At 67.4% G+C, this 12,569-nt stretch carries 12 protein-coding genes; 5 read left to right on the top strand and 7 right to left on the bottom strand.

All coding sequences use genetic code 11. The features are described from left to right. Window positions 1–118: 118 nt before the first annotated feature. The 6 genes from MOX01_RS00690 to MOX01_RS00665 all read right to left on the bottom strand — a co-directional run bounded on the left by MOX01_RS00690 (window position 119) and on the right by MOX01_RS00665 (window position 5,472). Window positions 119–805 (bottom strand): hypothetical protein, encoded by a 687-nt coding sequence (locus tag MOX01_RS00690; RefSeq protein WP_061015281.1) that lies wholly within the window; start codon window positions 803–805, stop codon window positions 119–121. Beyond that, complete coding sequence (locus MOX01_RS00685; protein ID WP_061015282.1) at window positions 805–1,719, bottom strand: ABC transporter ATP-binding protein; 915 nt, start codon at window positions 1,717–1,719, stop codon at window positions 805–807. Before MOX01_RS00685 ends, MOX01_RS00690 begins: the two co-directional genes overlap by 1 nt. Then, window positions 1,716–2,105: a GntR family transcriptional regulator gene (locus MOX01_RS00680; RefSeq protein ID WP_046748097.1), complete on the bottom strand. Its 390-nt coding sequence runs from the start codon at window positions 2,103–2,105 to the stop codon at window positions 1,716–1,718. Before MOX01_RS00680 ends, MOX01_RS00685 begins: the two co-directional genes overlap by 4 nt. Window positions 2,106–2,367: 262 nt before the next feature. Then, complete coding sequence (locus tag MOX01_RS00675; protein ID WP_141368069.1) at window positions 2,368–2,856, bottom strand: GbsR/MarR family transcriptional regulator; 489 nt, start codon at window positions 2,854–2,856, stop codon at window positions 2,368–2,370. A 10-nt stretch (window positions 2,857–2,866) separates the two neighbouring features. Then, window positions 2,867–4,489 carry an ABC transporter permease gene (locus MOX01_RS00670; RefSeq protein WP_141368068.1) on the bottom strand — a complete coding sequence of 541 codons (1,623 nt, stop codon included), beginning with the start codon at window positions 4,487–4,489 and terminating at the stop codon, window positions 2,867–2,869. Next, on the bottom strand, window positions 4,489–5,472 hold the full coding sequence (locus tag MOX01_RS00665; protein WP_141368067.1) for an ABC transporter ATP-binding protein: 984 nt from the start codon (window positions 5,470–5,472) through the stop codon (window positions 4,489–4,491). Before MOX01_RS00665 ends, MOX01_RS00670 begins: the two co-directional genes overlap by 1 nt. Before the next feature lie 90 nt (window positions 5,473–5,562). Here MOX01_RS00665 and MOX01_RS00660 point away from each other — a divergent pair, with 90 nt between their 5' ends. From MOX01_RS00660 to bsh, 5 genes are all read left to right on the top strand, one after another. Further along, window positions 5,563–6,873: a class I SAM-dependent methyltransferase gene (locus MOX01_RS00660; protein ID WP_141368066.1), complete on the top strand. Its 1,311-nt coding sequence runs from the start codon at window positions 5,563–5,565 to the stop codon at window positions 6,871–6,873. Window positions 6,874–7,211: 338 nt separating this feature from the next. Further along, window positions 7,212–8,531 carry a quaternary amine ABC transporter ATP-binding protein gene (locus tag MOX01_RS00655; protein WP_061015287.1) on the top strand — a complete coding sequence of 440 codons (1,320 nt, stop codon included), beginning with the start codon at window positions 7,212–7,214 and terminating at the stop codon, window positions 8,529–8,531. Continuing rightward, window positions 8,531–9,532 carry an ABC transporter permease gene (locus tag MOX01_RS00650; protein ID WP_058630834.1) on the top strand — a complete coding sequence of 334 codons (1,002 nt, stop codon included), beginning with the start codon at window positions 8,531–8,533 and terminating at the stop codon, window positions 9,530–9,532. Before MOX01_RS00655 ends, MOX01_RS00650 begins: the two co-directional genes overlap by 1 nt. 54 nt (window positions 9,533–9,586) lie before the next feature. Next, on the top strand, window positions 9,587–10,495 hold the full coding sequence (locus tag MOX01_RS00645) for a glycine betaine ABC transporter substrate-binding protein (RefSeq protein WP_046748102.1): 909 nt from the start codon (window positions 9,587–9,589) through the stop codon (window positions 10,493–10,495). A gap of 143 nt (window positions 10,496–10,638) precedes the next feature. Then, a complete protein-coding gene (gene bsh, locus MOX01_RS00640) occupies window positions 10,639–11,616 on the top strand; it encodes a choloylglycine hydrolase (protein ID WP_141368065.1) in 978 nt (325 codons plus the stop codon). 43 nt (window positions 11,617–11,659) lie between these two features. Here the strand turns inward: bsh and MOX01_RS00635 are convergent, their stop codons facing one another. Continuing rightward, window positions 11,660–12,547, bottom strand: coding sequence for a MurR/RpiR family transcriptional regulator (locus tag MOX01_RS00635; RefSeq protein ID WP_082738530.1), 888 nt, complete (start codon window positions 12,545–12,547; stop codon window positions 11,660–11,662). Between the last annotated feature and the right edge of the window lie 22 nt (window positions 12,548–12,569).

Here is a 12,569-nt window from a genome sequence, read left to right as displayed (position 1 = left end):
CTTCGGCACCCGGTTGCTTCCGCCGTGCTCCGAGGCTAGGGGGATCCGCTGACGAAAGCCACGATGCCGCGACCGCACGGGGAGTGCGGTCGCGGCATTCGTGTTCTCTCGCGGAGGATCAGGGGATGGTCCTGCGGAACGCGAGGAACGACACTCCCGTGAAGACCGCGGTGAGCACGAGACCCCACAGCGCCAGTCCCACCGCCCCGAGGTCCATGATCGCGGCGCCGACGTGGTTCCACAGGTCGAGCCGGGTCGCCAGGAAGACGAGGCCGATGAGCACCAGCGCCAGCCCGATGCCCACGATGAGCAGGACCAGCTGCCCCCAGCTCTTGTAGATCGTCGCGCCCGTGAACCCGAGCACGAAGAAGAACAGGGCGAGTGTGAAGTAGACGACGAAGGCGCCGAGGGGCCCGGCGTCCCACAGCCACGGCAGGTAGAAGACGTAGCCGTTCACGCCGTAGCCGTTCGTGGCGACCTCGATGCCGCCGCCGATCAGGAACAGGATTCCCATGAGGGCGCTGCCGAGGACTGCCGTGAGCATCGTGCCGAAGAAGAACTCCCTGCGGGTGATGCTCATGGCCTGCGAGAACGGGAAGGTCAGGGTCATCGCCGACATGCCGATCGCGAAGAAGTACCAGAGGGGCGCTTGGCCTCCGCCGCCGTACTTGGGGGTGTCGACCGGGATCATCGCGTAGATGATGATCGAGATCACGACGGCAGCCGCGAGGATGATCAGCGGGTACCAGACGAAGGTGCCCTTGTTGATCAGCTGCAGGCGGACGACGTTGAATGTGCGTCGCATCAGCGCACCTCCTCTTTCGCTGCGTTCTCTCTCGTGGAATCGGTCGCGACCTTCTGCGTGAGCCGCACGACCAGCTGCTGCAGCGAGACGGGTGCGAGGTCGAGTCCTGACGCGGTGATCTCGGCGCGATCCTCCGACGACACGGCACCGAGGACGGTGACCGACGCGACCCGGCCGAGCGACTCCCGGTGCAGCACTTCCCGCGCACCCACCCAGGCATCGACCTTGGCGGCGTCGCCCACCACGGTCACGGCGCGTTCGCGGACCGCATCCGTGTCTTCGTTGAGCAGGATGCGCCCATCGTCGATCACGATGACCTTCTCGATGAGGTTCGACACCTCGTCGATCAGGTGCGAGGACAGGATGATCGTGCGCGGATGCTCCGCATAGTCCTCCACCAGTCGGTCGTAGAAGATCTGTCTGGCGACCGCGTCGAGACCGAGATACGGCTCGTCGAAGAAGGTGATCTCGGCGCGCGAGGCGAGACCGATGATGACCCCGACCGCGGACAGCTGGCCGCGCGAGAGCTTCTTGATCGTCTGCTTCATCGGCAGCTGGAACTCGGCGATGAGCTCGTCGGCGAGCGCCTGGTCCCAGTTCGGGAAGAACAGGCTCGCAGCCTTGAAAGCGTGCTTGGGGTACGCGTCGTCCGGATACTTCTGGCTCTCGCGGACGAAGCAGATCCGACTGAGCACGTGCGCGTTCTCGTACGGGTGCTCGCCGAAGACCTTGATGGTTCCGGATGATTCGAAGTTCTGCGCGGTGAGGATGGACATGAGCGTGGTCTTGCCTGCACCGTTCCGGCCGAGGAGGCCGTAGATCGCGTCTCCCTCGATGGCGAGCGACACGTTGTCGAGTGCTCGCTTCTCCTTGTAGCGCTTGGTGAGGTTCTGCACCTCGATGACGGCGGTCATGCGGGGGTCTTCCCTTCTGCGTCGATGGTCAGTGCGGCGCGCTGCCTGAGCAGTGCCGCGAGATCTTCCGCGCCCAGCCCGAGCGTGCGGGCTTCGGCGAGGAGCGGGTCGATGTAGCGATCGGCGAACGCGGCGCGGCGCTCGCCGAGGAGCAGCTCCCTGGCACCGTCGGCGACGAACATGCCGATGCCTCGGCGCTTGTAGAGCACTCCCTTGTCGGTGAGCATGGCGACTCCCTTCGCTGCGGTGGCGGGATTGATCCGGTAGAACGCGGCGAGCTCGTTGGTGGAAGGAGCCTGCGCCTCCTCGCTGAGTGTGCCGTCGACGATCGAGTCCTCGATCTGCTCGGCGATCTGGAGGAAGAGCGGCTTGCCTTCTTCGATCACGAGTCCTCCGCGTGGTTCGTGGGTTAGTTACTTGACTAAGTAACCATATAACTCACGCGGGTGTCAAGGGGCTCGTCGCTGGTGCCAAAACCCAGACCATCCGGTGCCCGCTCGGCGCGTTGGTATCCGCCTCCGGGGAGACACGCCGGGCGCGGACGAATGGTCTCCGTTTTGGCAGGAGTGCGCGGGCGCGGGTGCGGGTGTGCGTGTGGGTGTGGGTGTGGGTGTGGGTGTGGGTGTGGGTGGGGGAGTGGGACGAGGGTCAGGAGTCGCGGCGGAGGGCGCGCCAGTCCTCGACGATCTGCAGCATGCGGGTGGAGAGGAAGCGGAAGAACTCGGCGAGCTCGATCGCGCGGTCGTGGGCGCCCTGATCGTCGTCGTGCTCCGCGGCGATCTCGTCGATGTACTCGGAAAGGCGCGAGTACACCGGCATGTTCCCGACGATCGAGCTGTAGAACGGATCGTGCACGAACTCGTAGCGGTCGCGCCGGTCGCCGGGGCGCGATCGACGCTGGATGAAGTGCAGCTGCTGCAGGTAGCGCACCGCGCCGGAGACGGCAGCGGCCGAGACGCCCAGACGCTCGCCGAGCTGCGCGGCCGTGTACCCGCCCCCGGGAGCGGCGATCAGCGCCATCATCACGCGCGCAGGCATCCGCGGCATCCCGGCGGCGGTCATCATGGCGGCGGCCTGCTCGGCGGGTTCCGTCCCGCGGTGGGAGTCGGGCGAGGGTGCGTCGCGGTCGTCAGGCATCGTGCTCCTCCTAGGCTCCGGGGGCGAGCTCACGGCGTCGCATCAGGGTCAGGGCTCCTGCGCCTCCCGCGACCAGGGCGAGCACGAGCCACCACAGGCCGCGCACATCCACGCCGCTGCCGTCCACCACCGGGGTCACCCCGAAGGGCGAGAGGTTCATCGTCCATTCCGGCAGTCCGAACAACGGACCGAACATCCCGAACAGGGTCGCCAGCAGGACGAGGCTCCACGATACGGCCGTCGTCGCGCGGGGGAGCAGCACGAAGACGAGCGCGGTGAGGACGGCGAAGACCGATGCGGCGAACGCCTGGCCGAGCCCCGCCACCGCCACGATGCGGTACAGCGATTCAGCGCCGCCGTTCACCCGGATGCCGACCCACCCGGCGAGCACCGCGGCGGCGACCACGATCAGCACCGCGACCACGCCGACGATCACGTAGTCGGCGAGCCAGCGCACACGACCGACCGGGGTCGCCAGCACGGCCTCGGCTGTGCCGTGCGCCTCCTCCTGCCGTGCGCGCACCACGATCTGCACGGCGCAGCACGCGGCGAGGATGCCGAGAAGGGTGAAGAACACGGTGACCACGACCTCGTCGAGCCCGCCTGTCGCTCCGCCGATCTTGGTCAGGATGTCGGCCACGGCCGGGTTCTCGCCCGAGATCCGGTCGACCAGTCCGCTCAGGGTGGTGGCGAGGATGCCGGTGATCGCTCCGCCGACCGCCCACCCCACGATCGCCCTGGACGTGAGCCGCCACACCAGGGCATGCGGCGAGGCGAGCGCGGGCCGTGCCGAGACCCTGCCGGGGCGCTCCGCGACGAAACTCGCATCGAAGTCTCGCATCGACTGCAGAGCGACGGATGCGCCGGCGAGCACGAGTCCGAAGGCTAGGCCGAGCAGCACCGGCCAGACCAGGTCGGAGTCGTAGGGGCGGGACTGCTCCACCCACCCGAAGGGGGACAGCCACGCCGGCCACGCGCTCGTCATGCGGGTGAGATCGTCGCTCGGGGTGCCCGCCGCGTTGCCGATGCCGCGGATCAGGAACATCGCCACGAGCGCCCAGACCGTCAGGGAGTTCGCGCCTCGAGAGGTGCGCAGAAGCTGCGCCGCGAGGAGGCCGACGCCGAGGAACGCGATGCCGCAGGACGCCGCTGCGGCCCCCGCCAGGACCGATCCTGCGAGCGGAAGGCCGGTGGCGACCAGCGCGAGCACCGTGAGCAGGGCCAGGGCGACGTTCGCGAGGACCCCGTGCGCGATCGTCGCGACCGTCGGAAGGCGGCGCCCGGCGGGGGTGGCCCAGACGAGCTCAGCCCGTCCCGCCTCCTCGTCGCCCCGGGTGTGCCGCACGGCGAGGAATGTGCTCATGAGGGCGGCGAGGAACGCCAGCCACGGCAGCACCTCGAAAGCCAGGAACGCCCCTTCGGACGTGCCGGACGGCAGCCCGCGGAACATCAGGATCACCGGATTCGCGAGCGCGGCGGCGAGGATGTTCTGCCGGTCGGCAAGAGTCGAGTACGACTGGCTGACACCGGCGTATCCGGCGAAGGCCATCAGGGCCGTACCGACGATCCACAGCGCGAGCTGCAGCCGATCGCGGCGCAGTCGCTGTCTCAGCAGCACGCCGAACGTGGTCATCACGCACGGTCCTTCAGCGCGCGGCGGGTGGAAGGCACTTCGTGCTCCGCCTCGCCGTCTTCGGCCGCTTCGAGGCCGGCGAGGTCATCGCCGTAGTGGCGCAGGAACAGCTCCTCGAGCGAGGGCGGGGCGACGCGGAGGTCGCTGATGCCGAGGGTGGCGAGTGCGGGGAGAACCGTCGCCGTGCGATCGCTGTCGACGGAGAGGCGGATGCGGTCGCCCTGCTGCACGGGGTCGTGCACGTCCGGGATGCGGCCGACCTGTTCGAGGGTGGCGCCGGCGGAGGCGAACGACACGTCGCTGCGGGTGAGGTGACGCAGCTCCGCCAGGGTTCCCGCCTCCACGACGCGGCCCGCGCGGATGATCGACACCCGGTCGCACAGCTGCTCGACCTCGCTCATGATGTGGCTCGACAGCAGCACGGTCGCGCCGTTCGCGTGGGCGCGGGCCACTTCACGCTGGAAGATGACCGCCATCAGGGGATCGAGTCCGCTGGTCGGCTCATCGAGGATGTAGAGGTCGGCAGGCACGGCGAACGCCGCGATCAGAGCGACCTTCTGCCGATTGCCCTTCGAGTAGGCGCGGCCCTTCTTGCGCGGGTCGAACTGGAACGCGTCCATCAGGCGCTTCTTCTCGTGCTGGTAGGCGGCGTCCTTCGCGCGGGCGCCGCGCAGTCGTGCGAGCAGGTCGACGGCCTCGCCCCCGGACAGGTTCGGCCAGACGCTGACGTCTCCTGGCACGTAGGCGATGCGTCGATGCAGGTCGACGGCGCGATCCCAGGGGTCTTCGCCGAAGACCTCGACCTCACCCCCGGTGCGCCGCGCGAGGCCGAGGAGGATGCGGATGGTGGTCGACTTGCCCGCGCCGTTCGGGCCGAGGAACCCGTGCACCTGGCCCTGCTCGACGGTGAGATCGAGGCCGTCGAGTGCGTGCGTGTGGCCGTAGTGCTTCGTGAGATTGCGGGTGGCGATGACGGTGGTCATGCGCGGGAGCGTACGCCCGATTCACAAAGTCGTGAATCGGGCGAAAACAACACATGCGAAATCCTTACGACGCCCGCGTACAGTGGGCTGGTGCCGGAGTTCCCCTACAGTCGCCTGCGCCGCTGGCCCGACGTCGAGGCGGACAACCTGCAGGCATATGACGCGACCGACCTGCTGCTCGTGGAACGGGCGCTCGCGCTCGACGTGGACGGCTCCGAGACGGTCGTCATCGGCGACGAGTACGGCGCGATCACGCTCGCTCTTGCCGCGGGAGGGCGCCACGGCATCCGGGTGCATCAGGACCTCGCGACCGGTCGCCTGGCACTGCAGCGCAATGCGGAAGAGCTCGGGCTTGCGGGTGCTTCCGGCCGAAACGGAGACGACCTCAATGGGGCAGGGCACGTCGCGGGGCAACCCGCCGAGCGTGAGACGGATGGTCTGGGTTTCGGCCGACTGTTCCACCCGCACGAGCTCGATGCCGACCTGCTCACCGGCGCGAAACTGGTGCTGCTGCAGCTGCCGAAGTCGCTCGCGGAACTCGAGGAGATCGCCGACGCCGTGGCCCGCTGGGCTGCTCCCGACGTGGTGCTCGTCGCCGGAGGCCGCGTGAAGCACATGTCCCTCGGCCAGAACGAGGTGCTGGGGCGGAGCTTCGCGCACGTGCAGGCCCAACGCGCCGAGCGGAAGTCGCGACTGATCGTGGCCGCGGAGCCGCGCCCCGCCGCCGCGGACCGGCCGTTCCCGGTGGCGGCGCAGCACGAGGGGCTGACGCTGGTCGCCCACGGAGGCGCGTTCGCGGGGCCGCGCCTCGACATCGGAACCCGAGTGCTGCTGGAGGTGCTCGGCCTGACCGGTGCGCAACTCGGCAAGAATGCCCCGGATCGGCGCGATTCGCACCGGAGCGGGCCGGAAGATGGACGTCCTTCCGGAGTCGTTCACGACACTGCGTCCCGACGTGTGCTCGACCTCGGCTGCGGCACCGGTGCGCTCGCCGTGTCCTATGCCCTCGCGCACCCCGAAGCGCAGGTGACGGCCACCGACCGGTCTGCCGCTGCAGTGGCATCCGCCCGCGCGACGGCGGCTGCGAACGGAGTCGCCGACAGGGTCACGGTCACCCACGACGACGCCGGCTCCGCGCTTCCCGATGCCTCCTTCGACGTGGTGCTCCTGAACCCGCCGTTCCACCTCGGCGCGAGCGTGCACACGGGAGCGGCGACGCGGCTGTTCGAGGCCGCGGCGCGTGTGCTCCGGCCCGGCGGAGAACTCTTCACGGTGTACAACTCCTCCCTCGCCTATCGCCCTGAACTCACCCGGCTGGTGGGGTCGACCGAGCAGGTCGAACGCACCCCGAAATTCACCGTCACACGCAGCATCCGGAGCGCGCAGACCTCGGATTCCTGACCGCGGAACCACCGTGGGAGGGATTGTTGAATACCCGTGCAATCCCCCGGTCAGCCACCGAAACGAGGCCACCCCGCGCGACCGGGATTTGCCCCTGATCGGCCATTTCGTTACGTTGGTCTGTGGGCCTGACGGCCCGAAGACCAGTCCGCGACCACGTCCTTCTTTCGATGAGCTGTGCTGCGAAGAGGCGTGGACGTACGGTCGATGCTCTATCGCGGTGGATCCGAAATCCGCCGTCCGTGCCGCCACAGCAGACATGTCGAACGGCCTTGAGGGGATCACCCGGGCGTAACCGAAGCAGGCTCAGCCACCCGAAGGCGAGCCGCAGGGGAAACGTGTCCGAAATCGCTCTCGAAGCGCGCAATCTGTACAAGGTTTTCGGTAAGAATCCGAACGCCGCCGTCCGTCGGCTGAAGGCCGGTGAGAGCCGAACCGCCGTCGCGGATGCCGGCACCGCCGCGGTCATCGACGCCAGCTTCTCCGTGAACCGCGGGGAGATCTTCGTCATCATGGGCCTGTCGGGATCCGGCAAGTCCACCATCATCCGCATGCTCAACGGGCTGCATGACGTCACCGACGGCACCGTCACCGTGAACGGCGACCCCATCACCGGTATCCCGTCGTCGCGACTCCGTGAGATCCGTCGCGACCGCATCTCGATGGTATTCCAGCACTTCGCCCTGCTGCCGCACCGTACGGTCGCCGCGAACGTCGCCTACCCGCTCGAGCTCAAGGGCACCCCGAAGGCCGATCGCCTGGCGAAGGCGGAGGAGATCCTCTCGCTGGTCGGACTCGAGGGACAGGGCGAGAAGCTCCCGTCCGAGCTCTCCGGCGGTATGCAGCAGCGCGTCGGCATCGCCCGCGCGCTCGCCGCCGACAGCGACATCCTGCTGATGGACGAGGCGTTCAGCGCGCTCGACCCCCTGATCCGGCGCGAGATGCAGGAACAGCTGCTCGAACTGCAGCAGAAGCTCCAGAAGACCATCGTGTTCATCACGCACGACCTGAACGAGGCCATGTTCCTCGGTGACCGCATCGCCGTGATGCGCGACGGCCGCATCGTGCAGATCGGCACACCGGAAGACATCCTGATGGACCCGGCCAACGACTACGTCGAGCAGTTCGTGCAGGACGTCGACCGTGCCCGCGTGCTCACCGCGGCCAACGTGATGGAGCGCCCGCGCCCCGTCGTGCCGCACACCGCGGGACCCCGCACCGCCCTGCGTCAGATGCGCGACGCCTACATGTCGGCCACGTACGTGGTCGGCAAGGACCGGCAGCTCATCGGTGTCGTCACCGACCGTGACGCGGTGAAGCTCGTGCGCAACGGAGCGACCACGCTCGACTCGATCATCAAGCCCGTGCTGCAGAGCGTGCGGGAGGACGACGTGCTGATGAACCTGTTCGTGCCGGCCGTCGAGTCTCCCCTGCCGCTCGCGGTCACGGATGCCGAAGGCCGTCTGGTCGGGGTGATCCCGCGCGTGACGCTGCTCGCCGCCCTCGGTCCCGGACCCGGCGCGACCGAGGAGATCACGCTTCCGCTGATGCCGATGCCGCAGGCCGAGATCGATGCGGTGCTCGATGACGGGTGGACCGCCGACCCGGGCCCCTCGACAAGCTCAGGAGCCCAGGTCGAGACGGAGGAGGTGCGCTGATGGATGGCTTCCGCATCCCCGTGGGAACCTGGATCGAGTCCGTCGTCGACTGGGTCAAGGACAACCTCGACGGTCTGCTCGACGTGATCTCGTTCGTGATGAGCTTCCTCGTCGACGGCCTCACGAGCATCCTGCTCGCCCCGAACTTCGTGGTCATCATCGTGATCGCCGCGCTCATCGCCTGGGTCGTGCGCTCGTGGCAGCTCGCGATCGGCACGGTCGTGTCGTTCGGACTGATCGTCGGGATGGACCTGTGGGTTCCCGCGATGCAGACCCTGGCGCTCGTGCTCGTCGCCGCCATCATCGCGGTGCTGATCGCCGTGCCGCTGGGCATCTGGTCGGCGCGCAACGCCACCGTCCGCGCCGTGCTCAAGCCCGTGCTCGACTTCATGCAGACCATGCCGGCCTTCGTGTACCTGATCCCGGCGATCGTGTTCTTCGGCATCGGCGTGGTGCCCGGCCTCGTGGCGACCGTGATCTTCGCCCTGCCCCCAGGTGTGCGTCTGACCGAGCTGGGCATCCGCGGTGTCGACTCCGAGACCGTCGAGGCCGGTCAGGCGTTCGGCGCGAAGCCGGGCCAGATCCTCCGCGGCATCCAGCTCCCGCTCGCGATGCCGACCATCATGGCCGGCGTCAACCAGGTCATCATGCTCGCCCTGTCGATGGCGGTCATCGCCGGAATGGCGGGAGCTGACGGCCTCGGGAAGATGGTGGTCGAGGCGATCTCGACCATCAACATCCCCAAGGGCGTCGAGGCCGGCCTCGGTGTCGTGTTGATCGCGGTCTTCCTCGACCGGGTCACCGCGGCGCTGGGAGCTCCGGGCGAGAACCGCTCGTCGCTGCTCGGCATGCTCGCGCGGCGTCGCACCCCGCGCGGAAACGGTGGCGGAACAGCATCCGCTCCTACTCCTGAGGTCTCGGAGCAGCAGGACGCCGCAGCTGCGGCGGAACGCGCCGAGGTCGCGCCGCGACGCAACGCCGTCGGCGGCGGAGTGCGCTGAAAGCTCCACCCCTACGGAACAACACCCATACGGAACGCAAGAGAGAGAAATCACATGAAGAAGAAGATCCTCGCAATCACCGCACTCGGCGCCGCAGCGGCGCTCACCCTCGCGGGCTGCAGCAGCGACGGCGCCGGTGGCACGGGCGGCGGCGACGGCAGCGGCGACGACAAGGGCACCATCACGCTGGGCTTCCTGCCCTCGTGGACCGATGGGCTGAGCACCGCCTACCTGCTGCAGGACCAGCTCGAGAAGATCGGCTACACGGTCGAGATGAAGACGCTCACCGAGGCAGGCCCGCTCTACACCGGGCTCGCCCAGGGCGACGTCGACATCTATCCTTCGGCGTGGCCGGAACTCACCCACGCTTCCTACATGGAGAAGTACGGTGACGACATCGAAGACCTCGGCAAGTACTACGAGAACGCCAAGCTCACCCTCGCGGTTCCGGAGTACTCCGAGCTGAACTCGATCGAAGACCTCGTGGGCAAGGGCGGCGAGTTCGACGGCAAGATCTACGGCATCGAGCCCGGCGCGGGCCTCACCGCCCAGACGCAGAAGATGATGCCCGAGTACGGTCTCGACGGCGAGTACGAGCTCGTCACCTCGTCGACCGCGGCGATGCTCACCGAGCTGAAGACCGCGACCGACAAGCAGGAGGACATCGTCGTGACGCTGTGGCGTCCGTTCTGGGCCAACGACGCCTTCCCCGTGAAGGACCTCGAGGACCCGAAGGGTGCGATGGGCAAGGCCGAGGGCCTGCACTTCCTGGGCACCGATGGCTTCGCCGAGGAGTTCCCCGAGGCCGCCGAGCTGATCGAGAAGATCAAGCTCGACGACGAGCAGTACGGTGCGCTCGAAGACCTCGTGGTCAACGAGTACGGCGAGGGCAAGGAAGCCGACGCGGTCGACGAGTGGCTGAAGCAGTACGGCGACCAGTTCGACTGGACCGTCACCAGCTGACACCGCTCCCGCTTCACGAAGGAGGGCCTCCCGCGCCGGGAGGCCCTCCTTCGCGCTTGCGTCACCCCCCTTACGCTGGGCGACCACGAGTGCGACCATGGCCGTTCGAGGACCCGACCGGGCCCCGGAACGGAGAGGGAACGATGTGCACAGGACTGAGCTTCACCACCGTCGACCACTACTTCGGGAGAAATCTCGATCTCGAGTTCTCGTACAACGAGACGGTCACCATCACGCCGAGGAACTTCTCGTTCCCGTTCCGCCGACTCGCGTCCATGCCTACGCATCACGCGATCATCGGCATCGCGACGATCTCGGACGGGTACCCGCTGTACTACGACGCGGTCAATGAGAAGGGGCTCGGTATGGCCGGGCTCAACTTCCCCGACAACGCGTACTACCCGGCGGAGGATTCCGAGGCGACCAACGTCACGCCCTTCGAGTTCATCCCGTGGGTCTTGGGGCAGTTCGACTCCGTGGCGCAGGTGAAGGAAGCGCTGGAGACCGTGAACCTCGCCGACATCTCGTTCAGCGCGCAGTTCCCGCTGTCGCCGCTGCACTGGATCATCTCGGACGGTGCGGCCTCGATCACGGTGGAGAGCGTCCATGACGGCCTGAAGGTGTACGACAATCCCTGGGGCGTTCTCACCAACAATCCCACGTTCGACATCCAGAGCTTCCGGCTGAACGACTACATGCATCTGTCGACCCGGCAGCCGCAGAACACGTTCGCCCCTGACGTGCCTCTGGATACCTACAGCCGGGGGATGGGCGGGATGGGTCTCCCCGGGGACCTGTCGTCGTCATCACGATTCGTGAAGGCGGTGTTCACGCGGATGAACTCCGTTTCGGGGAGCTCCGAGTCGGAGTCGATCAGCCAGTTCTTCCAGATCCTCGGCTCCGTCGCCCAGCAGCGCGGATGCGTGCAAGTGGGCGACGAGGAGAAGTACGAGATCACCATCTACTCGTCATGCTGCAACGCCGACAAGGGGATCTACTACTACACGACCTATGAGAACAGCCAGATCACCGGGGTCGACATGCACCGTGAGGACCTCGATGGCTCCGAGTTGGTCGCCTACCCGCTCGTCGAAGGGCAGCAGATCTCCATGCAGAACTGACGTATGACCGGAGCCGTGTGAGAGGGGGGCAGCGGCCGGGGGCTCAGTAACCCAGTCGTGCCCGAACGTCGTTGAGCAGCTGCGAAGAGCGCAATGCCGCATCGGGCGCGACAGCGGAGATGCCCTGGACCAGTACGTCTGAGATGAGGATCGCCGAGAGGCTCTCGGAAGTCAGTCCTGTGGGGGTGTGGGGTGCGGTCAGGATCGCGTCGACACGGGAGGAGAGCCTCTCGTGGAGCTCGTCGGTCACGAGGATGACGCCGGCGCCCATCAACTGTGCGTGGTCCAGGAGTACATCGATGTCGCGGGTGACCCGTCCAGGCGCGAAGATGACGAGGACGTCCTTCGCCTCGAGGTTCAGGACCTCGTCTGCGAGACGGAATCCGTCGGTGCTGAGCCGCCGAGTGGAGAGTCCCGTCCGTCGTAGGCGCAGTGCGAGGTTGTCAGCGGCGATCCCGGAGGCGCCGAGGCCGTAGCAGTAGATGCTCTCGGCGCGCATGAGCAGCGTGATGGCGGCGGAATACGCAGCGTCGTCGTTCGAGCTGCGTGCGAGTTCGATGAGCGACGCCGCCTCATCCCAGGTCTCCTGCTGGATGCGGGCGAGGTCCTGGCCGATGTGCTCGATGCGGGTCCTGAGGCGCACCTCGGGCGAGACGCTGCTCGAGAACGGAGCGGCCACCTCCTGCTTCAGATGTGAGAGCCCCGAGTATCCAAGCTTCTGCAGGGTGCGCACGACGGAGGCGTTCGAGGTGCCGCTCTGGGTGCCCAGTTCGGCGGCGCTCGCATAGAGGATGTGCTCAGTTGACGTCGATGAGAGCACGCGACAGACGGCACGTTCGGATTTCGAGAGGTCGTTCCACGTCCTGGCGATGCGCGCGCGGAGGCCGGAGAGCGCAGGGTTCTCTGTATCGCTTGTTACAAACGGTTCCATTGCTGTATCATTCTGTTCGAGA

The sequence above is a fragment of the Microbacterium oxydans genome, from assembly GCF_006540085.1.
In the GTDB taxonomy this organism is placed as follows: Bacteria; Actinomycetota; Actinomycetes; order Actinomycetales; family Microbacteriaceae; genus Microbacterium; species Microbacterium oxydans.
The sequence above is the reverse complement of the archived record's forward strand: the minus strand, read 5'-3'. Positions and strand labels throughout refer to the sequence as shown.